This window comes from Brevundimonas sp. (assembly GCF_041648055.1).
In the GTDB taxonomy this organism is placed as follows: Bacteria; Pseudomonadota; Alphaproteobacteria; order Caulobacterales; family Caulobacteraceae; genus Brevundimonas.
The window spans coordinates 80,610-100,371 of the sequence record NZ_JBAZPS010000009.1; the positions used below are offsets into that span (position 1 = coordinate 80,610).

Here is a 19,762-nt window from a genome sequence, read left to right on the forward strand (position 1 = left end):
GACACTCACCGCCGCCCAAACAGCCGCTCCAGATCCGCCAGCTTCAGCTCCACATAGGTCGGCCGACCGTGGTTGCATTGGCCGCTGTGCGGGGTGGCTTCCATTTCGCGGAGCAGGGCGTTCATTTCCGGGGCACTCAGCACGCGGCCGGCGCGGACGGAGCCGTGGCAGGCCATGGTGCCGCAGACCTCGCCCAGGCGCTCGGTCAAAGCGAGGGCGGTGCCGTGTTCGCTGAGGTCGTCGGCGATGTCGCGGATCAGACCCTGGACGTCCGTGTCGCCCAGCAAGGCGGGGGTTTCGCGCACCAGGACGGCCCCGCCGCCGAAGGCCTCGACGATCAGGCCCAGCTCGGCCAGTTCCTCGGCACGGGCGACCACGCGCATGGCCTCTGACGGGTCCAGCTCGACCACCTCGGGCGTCAGCAGGGCCTGGCGGGTGACGGAACCCCGGGCCATCTGGACCTTCATCCGCTCATAGACCAGCCGCTCGTGCGCCGCGTGCTGGTCCACCACGACCAGGCCGTCGCGGGTCTGGGCCACGATATAGGTGCCGTGCAGCTGGGCCCGGGCGGCGCCGAGGGGGAAGTCGACGGGATTGGGTTCTAGCGGATAGGGGCTAGGGTCTATTGAGGTGCCGTGAGGCTGGTCCCAGCCTTCGACCCGCGCCGAGCGCTCGTTCAGGCCCGGCAGAACCTGGGCCGTCTGGGTGGCGGGGGCGGCCCAGCCCTGCCAGCCGGACCAGCCGGCGGCGGAGGGTTGCGACGGGCTGTAGGCAGGAGCTCCGGCATGGGCCTGGAACCCCGCCAGCACACTGTCCGCCACCGTCGTGGAGGCGCGGTGGCCGGCGGCGGCGAGGGCGTGGCGCAGGCCGCCGACGATCAGACCGCGCACCAGGGCCGGGTCGCGGAACCTGACCTCGGCCTTGGCTGGGTGGACGTTCACATCGACATAGAGCGGGTCGATGTCGAGAAACAGGACGGCGGCCGGGTGTCTGTCGCGGGCCAGGAAGTCCGCATAGGCCCCGCGCAGGGCCCCCTGCAGCAGGCGGTCGCGCACGGGGCGGCCGTTGACGAACAGATACTGATGCGCCGCATTGCCCCGCGAATAGGTGGGCAGGCCCGCATAGCCGGACAGGCGCACGCCGTCCCGCTCCTGATCGATCAGCAGGGCGTTGGCCTCGAAGTCCCGGCCCAGCAGGGCGGCGAGGCGCTTCAGCCGCCCCTGATCCCCCGGATGCTCGGCGGGCAGGCGCAGGGTGGTGCGACCGTCCAGGTCGAGGGTGAAGGCGACGGCTTCATGGGCCATGGCCTGGCGCTTGATCTCTTCCGAAATGGCCATGGCCTCGGACCGCTCGGACTTCATGAACTTCAGCCGGGCGGGGGTGGCGTAGAACAGGTCGCGGACCTCGACCCGCGCGCCGTGCGGGCCGGGGAAGGCGGCGGGGCTGACGGGCTTCTGATCGCCGCCGTCGACGGTGATGCTGTGGGCGTCGCCACCGGATTTGGGCCGGCTGGTGATCGTCAGGCGCGCGACCGAGCCGATGGAGGGCAGGGCCTCGCCGCGAAAACCGAGCGTGGAGATGCGCAGCAGGTCGACATCGCCCGCATCGTCGGGCTCCAGCTTGGAGGTGGCATGCCGCTCAATGGCCAGGGCCAGCTGATCCGCCGCCATGCCGTGGCCGTCGTCGGCGATCAGGATGCGGCTCAGGCCCCCGCCGTCAGCCTGAATCTCGACCCGCGTCGCGCCCGCGTCGAGCGCATTCTCGACCAGCTCCTTGATGGCGCTGGCCGGGCGTTCGACCACCTCGCCGGCGGCGATGCGGTTGACGGTTTCGGGGGGGAGGCGACGGATGGGCATTGAGTCGGGAAGTATGCCGGTTTCCGCCGGATGAAAGTAGGGGCGGCGGTTTCACCTCTCCATTCGCCCTTCAAGCGAATGGAGAGGACAGATCGGCGCATCAGCGACGATCAGGTGAGGGCGACGCCGGCGGATGTGATCGGAGATCGACCGGCCACGGCTGGTGCCGCCCCCACCTGGTCGCGCCAGCGCGCGACCTTTCCTCCCCATCGCCTTGAAGGGGCGATGGGGAGGTGAGGGCGAGTTCAGCTCACCTCGGCCAGGGCTTCTTCCGCCGCCATCCATGCGGCTTCGGCGGCGTCGAGGTCGGCCTGGGTCTTGGCGCGGGCGCGGGTCAGGCCTTCCAAGGCCTTGGGATTGTTGACCGAGGCATTGGCCATGTCGTCGTCGATGCGGGCGATCTCGGCGGTCAGCTGCGTCATCCGCTCCTCGGCCTTCTTCACGCCGTGACGCAGAGTCGAGGGTGAAGGCCCTGATTTCTTGTCGTTCTTCTTGCCCTTGTTGTTCGAGGCAGGCGCGGCTGTGGCAGTCGTCTCGTCCTTGATCTGGGTCGGCTTGACCGCAGCCTGTTTCGCGCGGTCGAGGACGAACTTGGCATAATCGTCCATGTCGCCCTCATAGGGCTTCACCGTGCCGTCGGCGGCCAGCCACAGGCGGTCGGCGACCATCTCCATCAGCGACCGGTCGTGGGTGATCAGGATGACCGCGCCCGAATACTCGTTCAGGGCGTCGAGCAGGGCCCGGCGGCTGTCGATATCCAGGTGGTTGGTCGGTTCGTCGAGGATCAGGACGTGGGGCGCATCCATCGCCACCTGATTGAGCAGCAGGCGGGCGCGCTCGCCGCCGGACAGGCTGGCGACGGTGGTTTCCTGCTTCTCATAGCCCAGCCCCCACTGCGCCAGCTTGGAGCGACGGGCGCTTTCGGAGGCGTCCGGCATGGACCGGCGGACGATCTCCAGCGGCGTGTCGGTCGGATCCATGGCCTCGATCTGGTGCTGGTGGAACCAGCCGACCCTCATCTTGCGGTCGCGGTGCAGTTCGCCTTCGGAGACGTTCAGCGCCCCGGCGATCATCTTGGCGAAGGTCGACTTGCCCGCGCCATTGACGCCCAGCAGGCCGATGCGGTCGTCCAGATCCATACGCAGGTTCAGATTGCGCAGGATCGGCTTGCCGGTCTCATAGCCGACATTGGCGCGCTCCAGCCGGATCAGCGGCGGGGCGAGGGGGCGCGGCGGGGACGGCAGGATGAAGGGGGCGACGCGCTCCTCGATGGTGGTGGCGACGGGCTGCATCTTGGCCAGGCGCTTCATGCGCGACTGGGCCTGGGCGGCCTTGGAGGCCTTGGCCTTGAAGCGGTCGACGAAGGCCTGGAGGTGGGCGCGTTCGGCGTCCTGCTTGGCCTTGGCCGACATCTGCAGCCGGGCCTTTTCGGCGCGGGCCTGTTCGAACTGGTCGTAGTTGCCGGTGTAGAGCGTCAGGGTGTGGTTGGCGAGGTGCAGGATGTGGGTGCAGACCTCGTTCAGCATCTCGCGGTCGTGGGAGATGATCAGGGCGGTGTGCGGGTATTTCTTGAGGCGCGCCTCCAGCCACAGGGCGCCCTCGAGGTCGAGGTAGTTGGTCGGTTCGTCGAGCAGCAGCATGTCCGGCTCGGCGAACAGGGCGGCGGCGAGGGCGACGCGCATGCGCCAGCCGCCCGAGAACTCGGACATCGGCCGCTGCTGGTTGTCCTGGTCGAAGCCGAGGCCGACGAGGATTTCGGCGGCGCGGGCGGGGGCGGCGTCGGCGTCGATCTCGATCAGCCGGGTCCAGATCTCGCCCATCTCCTCGGGTTCGGCGGTCTCGAGCCGGCCCAGCAGGGTGTGGCGCTCCTCGTCGGCCTCGAGGATGGTCTCGAGCACGCTGACGGGGGTGGCGGGGTGTTCCTGATCCACCGAGCCGATGCGGGCGGTCTTGGGCAGGCTGATCTCGTCACCGCCCGCAGCCAGTTCGCCCAGGATCAGCTTGAACAGGGTGGACTTGCCGATGCCATTGCGGCCCACAAGGCCGACCTTGGAGCCGGGGGGCAGGGAGACGGACGCGTCCTCGAGGAATTTGCGGCCCCAGGCGTTGAAGGTCAGGTCGGTGATCTGGAGCATGGATAAGGAGCGCTTGAATCGGGTCCGTCCCTCATGCAGCGAGGGGCCGCGCCGAGAGCGTTAGGGACGCCTTGGAAATGACTGAGGGCGCGTCTATAAGCCCCCACCTTCAATCTCCCAAACAAGAAGTCACTTCTCATGACCGAACGCACCTTCTCGATCATCAAGCCCGATGCCACGCGCCGCAACCTGACCGGCGCCGTCAATGCCGTGATCGAAGCCGCAGGCCTGCGCATCGTCGCCCAGCGCCGCGTGCACCTGACCGAGGCCCAGGCCAAGAAATTCTACGAAGTCCACGCCGAGCGCCCCTTCTATGGCGAGCTGGTCGAGCAGATGACCGCCGAGCCGGTCGTGGTTCAGGTGCTGGAAGGCGACAACGCCATCGCCGCCTACCGCGAAGTCATGGGCGCGACCAACCCCAAGGACGCGGCCGACGGCACCATCCGCAAGCAGTTCGCCCTGTCGATCGGTGAAAACTCGGTCCACGGTTCGGATTCGGCCGAGAACGCCAAGATCGAAATCGCCCAGTTCTTCACCGACGACCAGATCGTCGGCTGATCCAACGCGAAAGCGCTGGACCTGCTGCGGCCGGATCGGAAACGATCCGGCCGTTGTCGTATCTGGACCCTGTACTGCGGAAGGCCACGCCCATGAAGGAGTATCGGCATCGGGATGTCGCGCTGGCCGCCGGGCTTTCGGCGCTGGCTGGCTATGTCGATGCGATCGGTTTCCTGACGCTGGGCGGCTTCTTCGTCTCCTTCATGAGCGGCAACTCCACCCGGTTCGGCGTGGCGGTGGCGACCGGGGAGTGGCACCTGGCCGCGACGGCACTGGGACTGATCGGCCTGTTTGTGGTCGGGGTGGTGCTGGGCTCGACGGCGGCACGCCGGGCGGGGGAGGGGCGCAAGGCCGTCGTGCTGGGGCTGGAGGCCCTGCTGCTGGCGATTGGGGCCGCCCTGTTGTCGGCCGGTCGGCCCCTGCTGGGCATGGTCCCTGTGGTGCTGGCCATGGGGGTGGAGAATACGGTGTTCCAGAAGGGCGGGGATGTGCGGGTCGGCCTGACCTATATGACCGGCACACTGGTGCGCGTGGGCCAGAGGATCGCCACGGCCCTGCATGGAGGCGCGCGCTGGGACTGGGTGCCGTTCCTGCTGCTGTGGATCGGGCTGGCGGCAGGCGGAGCGCTGGGCGCACTGATGTTTCTGAAGCTGGGCGTCGCGGCTCTGTGGTTCGCAGCAGCCGTCGTGGCCGGACTGGCTCTGCTAAGCCTTGTCGATGAGCGTCGGGCGCTTGTTCGTCAGGACGACTAGGCCAGCGTTCGGCAGAAATCAGCCAGGACCTGCGGATAGAGACGATGTTCCGCCTCCAGGACGCGCTGGGCCAGGCTGTCGGCAGTGTCGTCCGGCAGGATGGGCACCGCGGACTGGCCCAGGATTTCGCCTTCATCGACGCCTTCGGTCACCTGATGCACGGTGCAGCCGCCTAGGGTGTCTCCCGCTGCGATGGCGCGGGCGTGGGTGTCCAGACCGGGATAGAGCGGCAGCAGGCTGGGGTGGATATTGATCATCCGGCCGCGCCAGGCCTGGACGAAGCCGGGGGTCAGGACGCGCATGTAACCGGCCAGGGCGACCAGCTGGATCGCATGCTGATCCAGAAGAGTCCGGATTTCGCGCTCGTGAGCCGCGCGGTCCGGTCCGAAAGGCTGATTATCGACGGCGTGGGCGGCTATGCCCTTGGTCTGGGCGACCGCCAGCCCTCCGGCGTGGGGTCGGTTGGCGACCACCAGCACGACCTCGAACGGCGCATCAGCCTTCTGACCCGCATCGATCAGTGCGGCCATGTTGGAACCGGCACCCGAGATCAGGACGGCGACACGGACGCGGCCGGGACGGCTGTCGGGCATCAGCGGGCGGGGCGCGGCGGTGCCGGGACGAAGGCTCCGGCGGGTCCGGGGAAGACCACCGGGCTTTCGTAGCCATCCTGAGACACGGACGAGACGCCGAAGAAGAAATCGTCGATGACGACGCCCGGCAGGGTCAGTTCCGTCGCATTGCCGGCCGACCGGCTGTGGGTCCATTGCGGCGATGTCGTCGATCTCCACCACACCCGATAGCTGGCGGCACCCGGCACGGCGGCCCAGCGCAGGGTTGTGTCCGGCAGGACAGCACCGGCGATGGTGACATTGGTGGGGGGTGCCGGAGCGCGCGCCATGACCGCCATCGTCGCGATATTCAGGCGCGTGGCCTGGGCCAGATAATCGAAATCAACGCCGTCCAGTGTGTCGCCATAGACCACGCCCTCTTCCGTGCGCAGGTCCTGATGCTGGCGATCATAGTTCTCGGACCCTTCCGTGATGCGCACGGCGGGAAAGCCGAGGCGCAGGAAGGCGACCTGATCGCCACCGCGGCCGTAGCGGTCGGTGCGGTAGACCATTTCGACATCCAGATTGGTCAGATGACGGTCGGCGATGCCGTCGATGAAACGCGCCAGGTTCCGGGACGGCGAATCGACCTCGCCGCCGTTGTAGCGGCGGCTGTCTGCCTCGGCCTGGGTCTCGAGCGTGCGTGTGCCTTCGGCGAAGACGCGGATGCGGGTGTTGTCGATCACCCCGCTCTGACCCTCGATGTTGCCGACCATGTCGTTGTTCAGATTGGCCATAACCTGCCAGCCGTTGGCCCTGGCGTATTCGGCAAGGATGCGGGCACCGTGCAGCCCCTGCTCCTCGCCCGTCAGGGCGGCATAGACGAGGGTAGCAGGGAAGCGTTCCCTGGACAGGATGCGGGCCGCCTCGATCAGGGCGGCCACGCCTGAGGCGTCGTCATTGGCACCGGGGGCATCGTCGGTCGCGTTCATCACGTCTGTGACGCGCGAATCGAGATGGCCCGTGATGACGATGACCCGGTCAGGATCTGTGGTGCCGCGCTGGATCGCCACGACATTGACCACCTCGGTCGGGACAGGAATGCGCGGCTGGGCGGTGACCGTTTCGCCGGGCATGACGACCTCAAGGCAGCCGCCACAGTCCCGTCCGATGGTCTGAAACTCGCGCTCTACCCACCGTCGTGCCGCGCCCACGCCGCGCGTGTCCGATTCAGTCTCGGACAGGGTATGCCGCGTCCCGAAACCGACCATCGATTCCACATCGGCCCGCAAACGGGCTGTGCTGACGTGGCTGGCGAGGCGATTCACCAGCGTCTGTTCATCGACTGTCTGCGCCGCAGCAGGAATGGCGGCGAAAACGGCCGCCAGGGCCAGGCCGATGGTCAAGGTGCGCATAGGCGATCTCACTGAAAGCGGAGGCAGACCCTGCCGTGCACGTGACAAGCGGTCAACGCCTGTCAGACCGCCTGAAGCTGGCCGCAGACGAAGGCGACCTCGCCCGCGTTCAGCAGGGCCTCCAGCACCGGCTCGGCATTCTCGGGCGCGACGACCAGCATGAAGCCGACGCCGCAGTTGAAGGTCCGGCGCAGCTCGTGATCGGAGATGCCGCCGACCTCGCCCATCCACTGGAAGACCTGCGGCATGGGCCAGGCGTCCCAGTCGAACGACGCCTCCAGTCCCTCGGCGATGCAGCGGGGCGGGTTTTCGATCAGGCCGCCGCCGGTGATGTGAGCCGCGCCCTTGATCAGACCGGCCTTCATCAGCGGCAGGACCGGCTTCACATAGATGCGGGTCGGCTCCATCAGGGCCTGGGCCAGGGTGCGATCCTTGGCGAAGGGGGCGTCATCGCCCCACGACAGGCCGGACTTCTCGACCACCTTGCGGATCAGGGAATAGCCGTTGGAATGCGGGCCCGATGACGCCAGGCCGATGATGATGTCGCCCGGCATCTGGCGATCCAGCCAAGGCAGGGCATGCCCGCGCTCGACCGCTCCCAGCGAAAAGCCCGCCAAATCGTAGTCGCCGCCCGCATACATGCCCGGCATTTCGGCCGTCTCGCCGCCGACGAGGGCGCATCCGGCCTGGCGGCACCCTTCGGCGATCCCGGTGACGACCCGGCGGGCGGCGTCGATGTCGAGCCGGCCCGTCGCATAGTAGTCGAGGAACAGCAGGGGCTCGGCCCCCTGGGCCAGCAGGTCGTTGACGCACATGGCGACCAGGTCGATGCCGACGCCGTCATGACGGCCAGTCTCGATGGCGATCTTCAGCTTGGTGCCGACGCCGTCGGTGGTGGCGACGATCAGCGGGTCTTCGAACCCCGCCGCCTTAAGGTCGAACAGAGCCCCGAAACCGCCCAGGGAGGCTTCCGCGCCTGGCCTGCGTGTCGATTTGGCCAAGGGCTTGATCGCGTCGACCAGTCGCTCGCCCGCATCGATATCCACGCCCGCATCGGCATAGGTCAGACCGTTTTTCAGCTGGTCGGGGGTGTCGCTCATGGGTCACGGGCCTGAATCAGAGAGGCGGAAATGTGTCACGGCTCTTGCCACAACCGTATGGCGCGGGGCTATAGCATCGGAATGACGCCAATCACCACCACCGAGGCTTTGCGCGACTTCTGTGCGAAGCTGGCCACAGCCCCCTTCATCACGGTCGATACCGAGTTCATGCGGGAAACGACCTATTGGCCCAAGCTGTGCCTGATCCAGGCCGCGTCCAGTACCGATGCCGCCATCATCGACCCGCTGGCAGAGGGCATCGATCTGGAGCCGTTCCTCGATCTGCTGCGCGATCCGAACATCCTGAAGGTCTTCCATGCCGCGCGTCAGGACACGGAAATCTTCGTCAAGCTGGGGGCCATGCCCAAGCCGATGTTCGACACCCAGGTGGCGGGCATGGCGGCAGGGTTTGGCGATCAGGTCTCCTATGAGGCGCTGGTCCGTCAGATGCTGAAACAGGATGTGGACAAGGGCAGCCGCTTCACGGACTGGGCCCGGCGTCCTCTTTCGGATGCCCAGCTGACCTATGCCCTGGGTGACGTGACTCATCTGGCGGCGCTGTATCCGAAGCTGCGCGACCGGCTCGTCCGGGAGGGGCGGCTCGACTGGGTCATGGCCGAGATGGAGGATCTGACCGATCCGGACCTGTACGACACCACGCCCGAGAAGGCCTGGAAGCGGCTCAAGCCCAAGAAGTTTTCGGCCAAATACCTGGCCGCCTTCGTCGCCACCGCCGTCTGGCGCGAGCGGGCCGCGCAGGAGCGTGACCAGCCGCGCGGCCGTATCCTGAAGGACGAAGCCATCGACGAGATCGCGGCGCAGGGCCCGACCGATCCGGAGGCCTTCAACCGCCTGCGTTCCGTGCCCAAGGGGTTCGGGGCGTCGCGCCTGGGTCTGGAGCTGTGCGCCGAGCTCAAGCGGGTGCTGGCCGATCCGGAGGCGCATGCGCCCAAGCTGGAGCGTCCCGGCCACAACCAGCCCGCACCGCCCTCGGTGGTCGAGCTGCTGAAGGTGCTGCTGAAGGCCAAGAGCGACAATGCCGGCGTGGCGACCAAGCTGCTGGCCAATGTCGCGGATCTGGAAAAGATCGCCCTGGACGACCAAGCGGACGTGGACGCTCTGAAGGGCTGGCGTCGCCAGCTGTTCGGCGAGGATGCGCTGAAGCTGAAGCGCGGCGAGATCGCCCTGGTGCTTAACGGGCCGAGGGTTGAGGTCGTCGAGATCGAATAGTCAGGCGGTCAGACTGGTGATTTCGCGTGCCAGATTGGCGCGTGCCCGTGTCTCGTATCGCCTGGCCAAGATCGGGTCGGCGAACAGCGGCTCACTTTCCAGAAATCGACTGAGGATCGCCGCGCGTCCGGCTCGGTATAAAGGCTCAGGCACGTGCCCGTACTCGTGTCGGATAGCCGCGGCGTAGGTGTCATATCGCTCGGGTTCAGCACCGAGGATCGACAGGTCGATCGAGACAAGTCGGGCTCCGATGGCATCGTCAGGCTCAACGGAATGCCCGGCTGTCAGCATAATCAGGCGGCTGACTTCATCAATGAAAGTCTGGTTCGCGCCTTCAGCCCTCAGCCGCTCAACAGCTAGCCTTGCGCTCTCGGCCTCGTTGTCATGGCGTGTCGCGTCATAGACCGCGTCGTGGAACCAGATGGCGACCTCCATGAGGCGGCGTTGTTCGTCTGAAAAATCCGTCGACGCCGCAACCTGAGCCAGACAGTCTTCGATATGGGTCATCGTATGATAGCGCCGGTGCGGCTCGCCGTAGCGCGCGATCAGTTCGTTGCGAACCGCACCGGAGATCATAGTCTTCAGGCCACCGTGGCGGTGACGATCTTGCCTGGATTGCGGGGCGGTTCGCCCTTGGGCAGGGCATCGACGTGGTCCATGCCTTCGATCACTTCGCCCCAGACGGTGTACTGACCGTCCAGGAAGGAGGCGTCGTCCAGGCAGATGAAGAACTGGCTGTTGGCGCTGTTCGGATCGCTGGTGCGGGCCATGGAGCAGACGCCGCGAGCGTGGCGCTGTTTCGAGAACTCCTGCTTCAGGTTCGGCTTCTTGGAGCCAGAGGTGCCCGTGCCGGTCGGATCGCCGCCCTGGGCCATGAAGCCGGCGATGACGCGGTGGAAGACCACGCCGTCATAGAAGCCTTCACGCGCCAGTTCGGTGATGCGCGCAACGTGGCCGGGGGCCAGGTCGGGGCGCAGCTTGATCACCACGTTGCGGTCTTCGCCGTCACCGGTGTCGAGTTTGAAAGTCAGGGTTTCGTCGGCCATCGGCGCGCTCCATGTGTTGAATCTGGCGGGGGTCATAGCCCGTGAAGGCCGTCCCGGCTATGTGGGAAGGATGAGTGACGACGAAAAGACCCCTCCTGCGCCAGAGCGCCGCCGCATGGTCCGCCCTCCGTCGGGCGGCACGGCCTCTGGCCGGGGCATGGGCACCAAGATGAAGACGGCGGACACCAAGTCGATGTCCAGCCAGCAATGGATCAAGCGCCAGCTGTCCGACAAATGGTCCGAGCGCGCCCGGGCCGAGGGCTGGCGCAGCCGTGCGGCCTTCAAACTGCTGGAGATCGACGAGCGGTTTCACCTGATCAAGACGGGCAGCCGGGTCATCGACCTGGGGGCCGCGCCGGGCGGCTGGGTGCAGGTGGCGCTGAAGAAGGGGGCCAAGTCGGTGGTCGGGGTCGATCTGCTGATGATCGAGCCCATACCCGGGGCCGAGCTGGTCCAGGCTGATTTCACCCATCCGGGGGTGGATCAGCAGATGATCGATCTGCTGGGCGGGCGACCCGATGTGGTCCTGTCCGACATGGCCCACAACACCGTCGGCCACCGCCAGACCGACCACCTGAAGATCATCGCCCTGATCGAGATCGCCGCCGACTTTGCCATCCGCACGCTGAAGCCGGGCGGGCATTTCGTGTCGAAGAACTTCCAGGGCGGGGATGCGGGGGGCGTTCTGGCGCGGCTGAGGGCCGAGTTCGAGACGGTGAAATACGTCAAGCCGTCGTCGAGCCGGAAGGACAGTGCCGAAGTGTTCCTGGTGGCGATGAACCGGAAGTAGGTCTCAGACCTCGGCCAGTTCCGCCGCGCGTCGGGCCTTCCTGGCCTCGATCCGCGTCCACACCCGGTCGTGGACGGTGAAAAATAGAGTCTGAACCAGAGGCTCGATCGTGCCGATGGCCAGGGCCAGTTGCCAGTTGCGGGTCAGGGCGAAGGCGACGGCGACGGCGACGGCAAAGTGCATGACGCCGTAGGTCACCGTCTTGGCCGCGATCTGCTTGAACGAGCGGGGCAGGGCGTGGCTGTGGCCCGCATGGGAGCCGAAGCCGTGGCCATGGCCATGCGCGCGGGTCTGTTCCTCCGGCGTCATCATGCCCAGGCGGGCGGTGAAGGCCTCGGACGCCTCCTCGACCCCGGTCAGCATGCCGCGCCGCTCGACCCGGTGCCAGACGCGGTCGTGGATGGAATAGGCGATAGTCTGGAAGAAGGGCTCGATGACCCCGACCGCCAGGGCCAGTCGCCAGTCGCGCGTGATCGCGAACGCCACCAGAATCGCGACGACCAGATGCATCACGCCATAGCTGGCGATCTTCAGCGCAAGGCGACGGGCGGTGGTGAGGATGGCGCGGACCATAGGTGCTCAGAATGTGGGGGCGGGGCCACGCGGCGCAAGCCAATTGTCGTTATCGTCACTATAGGTCGCGGCAGGCCTTGCGGTTCCTGCCTGTCGGGCGTTATACGCGGCCCGCAAAACGGAGACTCCTCATGGAGATACGCGAAGGGCTTACCTTCGACGATGTTTTGCTGGAACCCGGCCCGTCAGAGATCATGCCCGCAGATGCGGACGTCTCGACGAAGCTGACCCGCGACATCAGTCTGAACATCCCGCTGACTTCGTCGGCGATGGACACGGTCACCGAAAGCCGGCTGGCCATCGCCATGGCCCAGGCCGGCGGTCTGGGCATTCTTCACCGCAACATGACGGTCGAGGAACAGGCCGATCAGGTGCGGGAGGTGAAGCGCTATGAAAGCGGCATGGTCATCAATCCCGTGACCATCACGCCCCAGACAACGCTGGGCGAAATCCGCGCCATCGTGGCCAAGAAGAAGATTTCGGGTTTCCCGGTGGTCGACCCCCGGACAGGACGTCTTGTCGGCATCCTGACCAACCGTGACATGCGGTTCGACACCGATCCGAACCGCAAGGCCATCGAGCTGATGACCACCGGCGATCTGGTCACCGTGCGCGAGGGAGCCGGACGCGATGAGGCGCGGGCCCTGCTGCGGGATCGCAAGATTGAGCGGGTCATCGTGGTGGACGAGGACTATCGTGCCACCGGCCTGATCACGATGAAGGACATCGAGAAGGCCCAGGCTCATCCCCATGCGGCCAAGGACGATCAGGGCCGGCTGCTGGTCGGGGCCGCCTCGACTGTCGGCGATGCAGGCTATGAGCGGGCCATGGCCCTGGCCGAGGCGGGCGTGGACGTCGTCGTCATCGACACCGCCCACGGCCATTCGATCCAGGTCAGCCGCGTGGTGGAGCGGATCAAGCGCGAATCCAACCGCATCCAGATCATCGCCGGTAACGTCGCCACCTATGACGCCGCCCGCGCCCTGATCGACGCGGGCGCGGACGCCGTGAAGGTCGGGATCGGTCCGGGCAGCATCTGCACCACCCGCATCGTCGCGGGCGTCGGCGTACCGCAGCTGACGGCCATCATGGAAGCGGTGCGGGCCGCCAAGGCATCCGGTGCTCCTGTCATCGCCGACGGCGGCATCAAATATTCGGGCGATCTGGCCAAGGCCATCGCGGCGGGCGCCAGCGTGGCCATGATGGGCTCGATGTTCGCCGGCACGGACGAGAGCCCCGGCGAGGTCTTTCTGTACCAGGGCCGATCCTACAAGTCGTACCGCGGCATGGGCTCAGTCGGGGCCATGGGTGCCGGCTCGGCCGACCGCTATTTCCAGAAGGAAGTCGAAGACAGCCAGAAGCTGGTGCCCGAAGGCATTGAGGGTCAGACCCCCTACAAGGGCCCGATCGCACCCGTGCTGCATCAGATGGTCGGCGGCCTGCGCGCCGCCATGGGCTACGTCGGTGCCGGGACGATTCCCGAGCTTCAGGAACGCGCCCGCTTCGTGCGGATCACCGGCGCGGGTCTGCGTGAAAGCCATGTCCACGATGTGATGATCACCCGCGAAGCGCCGAACTACCGGCAGGGCTGAGGGACAGGTTCATGACGACCGAACTGATCTATCTGTCGGCGACCCTGATCCTGGCGGTGGTGCAGATCTTCCTGCCTGCCGCCGGTCGCACGGCCCAGTATGGTGCCAAGTGGAATGCCGGGGCCCGCGACGGCGACATGCCAGCGGTCTCGCCGGTCACAGGGCGTCTGGAGCGGGCCCAGGCCAATCTCTACGAGACCCTGCCGCTGTTTATCGGCGCGGTCCTGGTCGCGCACGTCATCGGGGTTCAGGACGGTCTGACCTTGTGGGGCGCGGCCCTCTATTTCTGGGCCCGCGTCGTCTATGTGCCTCTGTATGCTTTCGGCGTGCCCTATGTTCGCACGGTTGTCTTCATGGTCTCGCTGGTCGGGCTGTTGATGGTGATCGCGGCTCCTCTGTTGACCTTGATCGGATCGTCTTGACCCCAGCTGCCCGCCTCGTCGCCGCCGCCTCCATTCTGGACAGCATCACACAAGGGCGCGCGCCCGCCGATGTCGTCATCAAGGCCTGGGGCACGGCCAACCGCTATGCCGGGTCCAAGGACCGCCGCGCCATCGCCGAGCGGGTCTATCTGGTGCTGCGCTCGCGCGGTCGTCTGGTCCGCGCCATGGGCGGACGCGAGGATGGGCGCGCCCTGGTGATCGGCTCGCTGGCTTTTCTCGATCAGCTGTCGCTGGAAGAAATCGAGACACTGCACTCCGGCGATGGCTACGGCCCGCGTCCGCTGTCCAAACAGGAACGCGCGCGGATCGAGGCCGGGGAGGGTGATGACGTCGATGCTGCCATCGCGGGTCTGCCCGCCTTCGTGATCGAGGACCTGAAGGCGACCTTCGGCGACGACTGGACGACGCAGGCGCAAGGCCTGATGGCGCGGGCCCCGGTCGATCTGCGGGTCAATACGGCGCGGACGACGGTGCAGGCGGCGAAAGCCGAACTGACGGCGGCCGGTCTGAAGCCAGAGGCCACGCCCTGGTCGGCCGTGGGCCTGCGCCTGCCATCCGAACCGGCCCCGAACGTCCAGGCGCTTGAGGCCTTCAACGGCGGTCGTGTCGAGATTCAGGACGAGGGGAGCCAATTGGTGACCTGGCTGGCCGGTGCCGGTCTGTCCCTGACTCCGGACAGCGTCGTGGTCGACTACTGCGCAGGCGGTGGCGGCAAGACCCTGGCCCTGGCCATGCTGGCATTGCCCGTCGCATCATCTGGCCCGACCCCCGCGCCCAAGCCTTCGGGCTGGTCTCCGACGGGCGATGCTGAAGCGGTGTCCGCGCCCAAGCCAGCGTCCGGCGTCCGGCTGATCGCCTGCGACGTCGTGCAGAAGCGGCTTGACAACATCCAGCCGCGCCTGGCCCGTGCCGGGGTCGCCGCCGACCTGCGCCTGATCGGTCAGAATGGCGGCGGGGTGGAGGAGTTCAACGGCAAGGCCGATCTGGTCTTCGTTGATGCGCCCTGCACCGGCTCCGGAGCCTGGCGTCGTCACCCCGAGGAGGCCTGGCGGCTGAAGGCAGATGAGGTCGAGCGACTTCATGCCCTGCAACTGCGTATCCTGACCCAGACGGCACAGCTGGTGAAGCGCGGTGGGCGTCTGGCCTATGTCACCTGTTCGGTCCTGCGGGCCGAGAATGAAGCGACGGCGGAGGCCTTCGAGGCAGCGCACCAAAGCTTCCGTCCGGTGGCCGTCGCCGATCTGGTCGCCACACCCACCCTGACCGACGCCGCCCGGGCCACGCTGGCAACGGCCGCGAACGGCCACACCCTGCGCCTGTCGCCCGCCTCCACCGGCACCGACGGCTTCTTCATCGCGCTCTACGAGAGGACCTGATGACCGACCACCAGAAAGTCCTGATCGTCGATTTCGGCAGCCAGGTGACGCAGCTGATCGCGCGGCGCCTGCGCGAAGCCAGCGTCTACTGCGAAATCCATCCTTTCCAGAAGGCCGAGGCGGCGCTGGCTGCCATGAAGCCCGCCGCCATCATCCTGTCCGGCGGTCCCGAAAGTGTGCACGAAGAGGGCAGCCCGCGCGCGCCGCAAGGCGTCTTCGAGGCCGGTGTCCCGGTGCTGGGCATCTGCTACGGCGAGATGACCATGTGCGAGCAACTGGGCGGTAAGGTCGAGGGCGGCCACACACGCGAGTTCGGTCGCGCCGAGATCACCGTCCAGAAATCATCGCCCCTGTTGGCCGACTTGGCTCCTGTCGGCGAGGACGAGACAGTCTGGATGAGTCACGGGGACAAGATCGTGGCTATCCCCGAGGGTTTCGACGTGGTCGCCACCTCCGAAGGTTCGCCCTATGCCGTGATCGCCGACGAGGCGCGCCGCTTCTATGGGGTCCAGTTCCATCCGGAGGTGATGCACACCCCGCGCGGTCACCAGATGCTGAAGAACTTCACCCACGGCATCGCCGGGCTGAAGGGCGACTGGACCATGGCCGCCTATCGCGACGAGAAGATCGCCCAGATCCGCGAACAGGTCGGTGACGCCAAGGTGATCTGCGGCCTGTCGGGCGGCGTCGATTCGTCGGTTGCGGCCGTGCTGATCCATGAGGCGATCGGCGACCAGCTGACCTGCGTCTTCGTGGACACCGGCCTGCTGCGCAAGGACGAGGCAACGCAGGTCACGACGCTCTTCCGCGAGCACTACAACATCCCGCTCATACACGTTGATGCCTCGAAGGAATTTCTCGGCGCGCTGGCCGGCCAGTCGGACCCGGAGACCAAGCGCAAGATCATCGGCCGCGTCTTCATCGAGATCTTCGACCGCGAGGCCGGCAAGATCGAGGGTGCCGAATTCCTGGCTCAGGGGACGCTGTATCCCGACGTGATCGAGAGCGTTTCCTCCTCGTCCGGCAAGGCCCATGTCATCAAGAGCCACCACAATGTCGGTGGCCTGCCCGACTATATGAAGCTGAAACTGGTCGAGCCGCTGCGTGAACTGTTCAAGGACGAGGTCCGTGCCTTGGGCCGCGAACTAGGCCTGAGCGACGCGTTCGTGGGGCGTCATCCGTTCCCGGGGCCGGGGCTGGCCATCCGCATCCCCGGCGAGATCACGCCGGACGCGGTCGAGACCCTGCAACAGGCCGACGCCATCTATCTGGACGAAATCCGCAAGGCCGGCCTTTACGACAAGATCTGGCAGGCCTTTGCCGTCCTGCTGCCGGTCAAGACGGTGGGCGTGATGGGTGACGCGCGGACCTATGAAAAGGTGCTGGCGCTCCGGGCCGTGACGTCGACCGACGGCATGACGGCGGACTTCTTCGAGTTTCCCTGGGACGTTCTGGGCAAGTGCGCGACGAGAATCGTCAATGAAGTCAGGGGCGTGAACCGCGTCGTCTACGACGTGACCTCAAAGCCGCCCGGCACCATCGAGTGGGAATAGTTCGGACCTTTCGGCAGCATTCGGCATCGCTTCCGAAACGTCCACTAAGCGGCTGACAACATTTTGAATTCTGTCGAGACCCTTTGAAGCCATTCGGAGGGTCTTTCTTCGTTTTGTCGGACTGGCCGACGGTATGCCGCTGCATTGATCTGGCGGACTCGGGCTCATACCGTCCTGACAGCCGGCCACGCCCTGACGGTATTATTTCTCGGCAAGTCATTGAAGATTTGAGAGAAAGTTCTTGATGGCGCGGTCGATTTCGAGGGCCGACAGCCGAAGGCGATTATACCGTGCTAACCGACACCGCACTGAAGAATTTGCGTCCAAAAGCAAGAGCTTACAAGAGTACCGACAGGGACGGCATGTATGTCTACGTCTCGACGGGCGGCGCAGTCTCATTCCGCTACGACTATCGGTTCAACGGCCGTCGGGAGACTGTGACGCTTGGCCGTTATGGCCGGGCCGGGCTGACGCTGGCGCAGGCCCGCGAGCGGCTGATCGAGGTGAAGAAGGCGATCGCCGACGGGGTATCCCCCGCCGTTGAAAAGCAGCGCGCCAAACGTCGCCTCAAGGAGGCTCGCGATTTCGCACAGGTCGCCCAGGGTTGGATGGACCGCGCGCCGATGGCGGACAGCACCCGCGACATGCGCCGGGCGATTTTCAATCGCGACATCCTTCCGAAGTGGAAGAACCGCCTGCTGAGCGAGATCACCCCCGACGACCTGCGGGCGCACTGCAAGGCGATCGTGGACCGCGGGGCGCCCGCGACAGCGATCCACGTCCGGGATATCGTCAAGCAGATCTACGGCTGGGCGATCCTCCACGGCGAGAAGATCGACAACCCTGCGGATGACGTGGGCCCGGCGTCCATAGCGACCTTCCGACCGCGCGACCGATCGCTCACCCCCGCCGAAATCCGGATCATGCTTATGCTCTTGGGTGAGGTGGCGACACTGCCGACCATCAGGCTCGGCTTGAAGTTCATCCTGCTCAGCATGGTTCGAAAGAGCGAACTTCAGGACGGGGTATGGACCGAGGTGGATTTCGGGAATGCGGTCTGGTCGATCCCCGCCGCACGCATGAAACGCTCGCGTCCTCACAACGTCTATCTCTCCACCCAGATGCTTGACATCCTGGTCGCCCTGAAGACCTGCGCCGGCAACTCGAAATACATCCTGCCGTCGCGCTACGATGCCGATGCGCCGATGTCGCGGGCGACCTTCAACCGCGTCACCAGTGCGATCGCTGAGAAGGCCGGAAAGGGTGATCTCCCGCTCGAACCCTTCACCGTCCACGACCTGCGGCGGACGGCCTCGACCCTGCTGCACGAGATGGGCTTCAACTCGGACTGGATCGAGAAAGGGCTGGCTCACGAAGAGCGATCCTCGCGCGGCGTCTACAACAAGGCGGAGTTCGAGACCCAGCGTCGGCACATGGCTCAGGAATGGTCTAACGCCGTAGACGCTTGGGAAGCGGGCCATGCCTACACCCCAGTTCTGACCGTGTCAGAGGTCAGCGCACCGCGTTTTGATCCGAAATTTTGAGATGCATCGGGGGATGCCAACAGAAAAAGCAGGGACAAGGACATGATCGACGCGCGGGATAAGGCTGCCGTCACCGAGCGCGCGGCCGAGCGGCCGGGACTGCGGAAGCGGTCGCCGCACCTGCTTGGATTGTAGGCTATGGCCGGGCCGTACTTTCCGCCGCTGGAGGTCGCGGGGCAGACGCTCGTGTTCGACCATCTCGAGCCCTTCGTGCTGGAGATGGCCACCCAGTCGCGTCCGAACGGAGTGAAGATCGATGTCCGGTTCAGCAACCACTGCTTCAGCGAAACCTTCGACGCCGCTGAGCACGACGACAATGCTGTGACGGTCTGGGACGGCCCGAGGCGGCGCGTCTTCTGTCCCATCCGCTACGGGCTGTCGCAGGCGCTGCCGCACATCCTGAAAGGTCTGCCGACCGCGCATGTCTATCAGACCCCGGAGGCGAACTTCCTGCGTATCGGCGTGCGCAACGACGGCGGAGCAGGGGACTACAGGGTCTTCTTCCGTGTCAAGCGCGGCGCCGATGCCGGCGTCGATCTCAAGCTCTTCGTGGAAAGCGCCTACAGCCCTGAGCCGGCCCAGGCGCTCGCCATCGCCCACATGAGCAAGGTTCGCTTCGCCGTCCTGATCGACAAGACGCTAAAGGGCGAGAAGCTGAAGTTTCACCGGAAAAGATAAGGGCGCCCGGAGGCGCCCTTATCAGAAGTCACTCGGTAGCCGCTTCCGGGATCGAAATCCCTATCTCGCTCACGCGTGGACCTCCGAAGAGGCGGGTGAGGCTGTTTCAACCGATCTGGCCTCGGGACGACATATAGCTCCAGGGAGTGAAGAAATCAATTATCGGCCCTGGAAGCCCTGTCCCGTCGTCCGTGGCTCCGCCATCCCCGAATGAAGCATCTCATGACCCGCTCGCCGCTTTCTGAAGCGAAGCGCAGCTTAGAGGTGCGGTCGGGAGGCGCCCGCCCCGTCGTGGACGGGGCGTGATCGGCGCAGTCGCACATCCGGAGCCTTGGCCGGCGTGACGGGGGCGCGGCGGCGCTTCTCCAGCCAGGTCTGGACCTCCGACAGATCCCAGACCACGCATCGCGGAGTCAGCCGGAAGCGTTTGGGAAACTCTCCGCGCTGCTCCATCTCCCAGATGGTGCTGTCTGCAAGCGGCACCATCTGGCGCAGTTCCGGCTTCTTGATCGTTCGCGGCAGGGAATCTGAGCGGGCCATCTTTCGATCTCCATCGGCTGTCCAGTCCGA

19 protein-coding genes are annotated in these 19,762 nt (G+C 66.1%); 10 read left to right on the forward strand and 9 right to left on the reverse strand.

The genetic code is table 11. The features are described 5' to 3' along the window. Positions 1-5 precede the first annotated feature (5 nt). Positions 6-1,856, reverse strand: coding sequence for a DNA mismatch repair endonuclease MutL (gene mutL / locus WC585_RS14320; RefSeq protein WP_373258592.1), 1,851 nt, complete (start codon positions 1,854-1,856; stop codon positions 6-8). A gap of 245 nt (positions 1,857-2,101) precedes the next feature. After that, entirely contained in the window at positions 2,102-3,991 is a 1,890-nt protein-coding gene (locus WC585_RS14325; protein WP_373258593.1) for an ABC-F family ATP-binding cassette domain-containing protein, read from the reverse strand. A 138-nt stretch (positions 3,992-4,129) separates the two neighbouring features. On the opposite strand from WC585_RS14325, the gene ndk reads away from it, so the two are divergent. Both ndk and WC585_RS14335 read left to right on the forward strand, forming a co-directional pair. Continuing rightward, positions 4,130-4,549 carry a nucleoside-diphosphate kinase gene (gene ndk / locus WC585_RS14330; RefSeq protein WP_373258594.1) on the forward strand — a complete coding sequence of 140 codons (420 nt, stop codon included), beginning with the start codon at positions 4,130-4,132 and terminating at the stop codon, positions 4,547-4,549. A gap of 53 nt (positions 4,550-4,602) precedes the next feature. Beyond that, complete coding sequence (locus tag WC585_RS14335) at positions 4,603-5,301, forward strand: YoaK family protein (RefSeq protein WP_373258595.1); 699 nt, start codon at positions 4,603-4,605, stop codon at positions 5,299-5,301. Here WC585_RS14335 and purN read toward each other — a convergent pair. The 3 genes from purN to purM form a co-directional block, all read right to left on the reverse strand. Then, positions 5,298-5,894, reverse strand: coding sequence for a phosphoribosylglycinamide formyltransferase (gene purN / locus WC585_RS14340; protein ID WP_373258596.1), 597 nt, complete (start codon positions 5,892-5,894; stop codon positions 5,298-5,300). The two genes, WC585_RS14335 and purN, sit on opposite strands and share 4 nt — an antisense overlap. Continuing rightward, complete coding sequence (locus tag WC585_RS14345; protein ID WP_373258597.1) at positions 5,894-7,267, reverse strand: M20/M25/M40 family metallo-hydrolase; 1,374 nt, start codon at positions 7,265-7,267, stop codon at positions 5,894-5,896. The genes purN and WC585_RS14345 overlap by 1 nt, the downstream gene beginning before the upstream one ends. A gap of 62 nt (positions 7,268-7,329) precedes the next feature. Beyond that, complete coding sequence (purM, locus tag WC585_RS14350) at positions 7,330-8,367, reverse strand: phosphoribosylformylglycinamidine cyclo-ligase (RefSeq protein ID WP_373258598.1); 1,038 nt, start codon at positions 8,365-8,367, stop codon at positions 7,330-7,332. An 81-nt stretch (positions 8,368-8,448) separates the two neighbouring features. Here purM and rnd point away from each other — a divergent pair, with 81 nt between their 5' ends. Beyond that, positions 8,449-9,597, forward strand: a complete 1,149-nt coding sequence (gene rnd / locus WC585_RS14355; RefSeq protein ID WP_373258599.1) for a ribonuclease D — start codon at positions 8,449-8,451, stop codon at positions 9,595-9,597. On the opposite strand, the gene WC585_RS14360 is transcribed toward rnd, so the two are convergent. Beyond that, complete coding sequence (locus tag WC585_RS14360; RefSeq protein ID WP_373258600.1) at positions 9,598-10,032, reverse strand: phosphohydrolase; 435 nt, start codon at positions 10,030-10,032, stop codon at positions 9,598-9,600. A gap of 146 nt (positions 10,033-10,178) precedes the next feature. Further along, positions 10,179-10,643: a peptidylprolyl isomerase gene (locus WC585_RS14365; RefSeq protein ID WP_292175762.1), complete on the reverse strand. Its 465-nt coding sequence runs from the start codon at positions 10,641-10,643 to the stop codon at positions 10,179-10,181. A 70-nt stretch (positions 10,644-10,713) separates the two neighbouring features. On the opposite strand from WC585_RS14365, the gene WC585_RS14370 reads away from it, so the two are divergent. Further along, entirely contained in the window at positions 10,714-11,433 is a 720-nt protein-coding gene (locus WC585_RS14370; protein ID WP_292175764.1) for an RlmE family RNA methyltransferase, read from the forward strand. Positions 11,434-11,436: 3 nt separating this feature from the next. On the opposite strand, the gene WC585_RS14375 is transcribed toward WC585_RS14370, so the two are convergent. Then, positions 11,437-12,006, reverse strand: a complete 570-nt coding sequence (locus WC585_RS14375) for a DUF2061 domain-containing protein (protein ID WP_373258601.1) — start codon at positions 12,004-12,006, stop codon at positions 11,437-11,439. A gap of 131 nt (positions 12,007-12,137) precedes the next feature. Here WC585_RS14375 and guaB point away from each other — a divergent pair, with 131 nt between their 5' ends. The 6 genes from guaB (at position 12,138) to WC585_RS14405 (ending at position 19,192) form a co-directional block, all read left to right on the forward strand. Further along, a complete protein-coding gene (gene guaB / locus WC585_RS14380) occupies positions 12,138-13,598 on the forward strand; it encodes an IMP dehydrogenase (protein ID WP_373258602.1) in 1,461 nt (486 codons plus the stop codon). 11 nt (positions 13,599-13,609) lie between these two features. After that, the gene (locus WC585_RS14385; RefSeq protein WP_373258603.1) at positions 13,610-14,020 is read left to right on the forward strand and encodes an MAPEG family protein; all 411 of its coding nucleotides are present in this window, start codon (positions 13,610-13,612) and stop codon (positions 14,018-14,020) included. Continuing rightward, the gene (locus tag WC585_RS14390) at positions 14,017-15,417 is read left to right on the forward strand and encodes an RsmB/NOP family class I SAM-dependent RNA methyltransferase (RefSeq protein ID WP_373258604.1); all 1,401 of its coding nucleotides are present in this window, start codon (positions 14,017-14,019) and stop codon (positions 15,415-15,417) included. The genes WC585_RS14385 and WC585_RS14390 overlap by 4 nt, the downstream gene beginning before the upstream one ends. Next, positions 15,417-16,970, forward strand: a complete 1,554-nt coding sequence (gene guaA / locus WC585_RS14395; RefSeq protein ID WP_373258605.1) for a glutamine-hydrolyzing GMP synthase — start codon at positions 15,417-15,419, stop codon at positions 16,968-16,970. The genes WC585_RS14390 and guaA overlap by 1 nt, the downstream gene beginning before the upstream one ends. Before the next feature lie 290 nt (positions 16,971-17,260). Next, a complete protein-coding gene (locus WC585_RS14400) occupies positions 17,261-18,514 on the forward strand; it encodes a tyrosine-type recombinase/integrase (RefSeq protein ID WP_278069324.1) in 1,254 nt (417 codons plus the stop codon). A 138-nt stretch (positions 18,515-18,652) separates the two neighbouring features. Beyond that, a complete protein-coding gene (locus WC585_RS14405) occupies positions 18,653-19,192 on the forward strand; it encodes a hypothetical protein (protein ID WP_278069323.1) in 540 nt (179 codons plus the stop codon). 258 nt (positions 19,193-19,450) lie between these two features. On the opposite strand, the gene WC585_RS14410 is transcribed toward WC585_RS14405, so the two are convergent. Then, positions 19,451-19,732 (reverse strand): AlpA family transcriptional regulator, encoded by a 282-nt coding sequence (locus WC585_RS14410; RefSeq protein WP_278069322.1) that lies wholly within the window; start codon positions 19,730-19,732, stop codon positions 19,451-19,453. Positions 19,733-19,762 lie beyond the last annotated feature (30 nt).

What these genes read in the sequence shown, in the direction of transcription:
- mutL (WP_373258592.1), bottom strand. Translation starts at nt 1,856, where the DNA reads ATGCCCATCCGTCGCCTCCCCCCCGAAACCGTCAACCGCATCGCCGCC.
- WC585_RS14325 (WP_373258593.1), bottom strand. Translation starts at nt 3,991, where the DNA reads ATGCTCCAGATCACCGACCTGACCTTCAACGCCTGGGGCCGCAAATTC.
- ndk (WP_373258594.1), top strand. Translation starts at nt 4,130, where the DNA reads ATGACCGAACGCACCTTCTCGATCATCAAGCCCGATGCCACGCGCCGC.
- purN (WP_373258596.1), bottom strand. Translation starts at nt 5,894, where the DNA reads ATGCCCGACAGCCGTCCCGGCCGCGTCCGTGTCGCCGTCCTGATCTCG.
- WC585_RS14345 (WP_373258597.1), bottom strand. Translation starts at nt 7,267, where the DNA reads ATGCGCACCTTGACCATCGGCCTGGCCCTGGCGGCCGTTTTCGCCGCC.
- purM (WP_373258598.1), bottom strand. Translation starts at nt 8,367, where the DNA reads ATGAGCGACACCCCCGACCAGCTGAAAAACGGTCTGACCTATGCCGAT.
- rnd (WP_373258599.1), top strand. Translation starts at nt 8,449, where the DNA reads ATGACGCCAATCACCACCACCGAGGCTTTGCGCGACTTCTGTGCGAAG.
- WC585_RS14360 (WP_373258600.1), bottom strand. Translation starts at nt 10,032, where the DNA reads ATGGAGGTCGCCATCTGGTTCCACGACGCGGTCTATGACGCGACACGC.
- WC585_RS14365 (WP_292175762.1), bottom strand. Translation starts at nt 10,643, where the DNA reads ATGGCCGACGAAACCCTGACTTTCAAACTCGACACCGGTGACGGCGAA.
- WC585_RS14370 (WP_292175764.1), top strand. Translation starts at nt 10,714, where the DNA reads ATGAGTGACGACGAAAAGACCCCTCCTGCGCCAGAGCGCCGCCGCATG.
- WC585_RS14375 (WP_373258601.1), bottom strand. Translation starts at nt 12,006, where the DNA reads ATGGTCCGCGCCATCCTCACCACCGCCCGTCGCCTTGCGCTGAAGATC.
- guaB (WP_373258602.1), top strand. Translation starts at nt 12,138, where the DNA reads ATGGAGATACGCGAAGGGCTTACCTTCGACGATGTTTTGCTGGAACCC.
- WC585_RS14385 (WP_373258603.1), top strand. Translation starts at nt 13,610, where the DNA reads ATGACGACCGAACTGATCTATCTGTCGGCGACCCTGATCCTGGCGGTG.
- guaA (WP_373258605.1), top strand. Translation starts at nt 15,417, where the DNA reads ATGACCGACCACCAGAAAGTCCTGATCGTCGATTTCGGCAGCCAGGTG.
- WC585_RS14405 (WP_278069323.1), top strand. Translation starts at nt 18,653, where the DNA reads ATGGCCGGGCCGTACTTTCCGCCGCTGGAGGTCGCGGGGCAGACGCTC.
- WC585_RS14410 (WP_278069322.1), bottom strand. Translation starts at nt 19,732, where the DNA reads ATGGCCCGCTCAGATTCCCTGCCGCGAACGATCAAGAAGCCGGAACTG.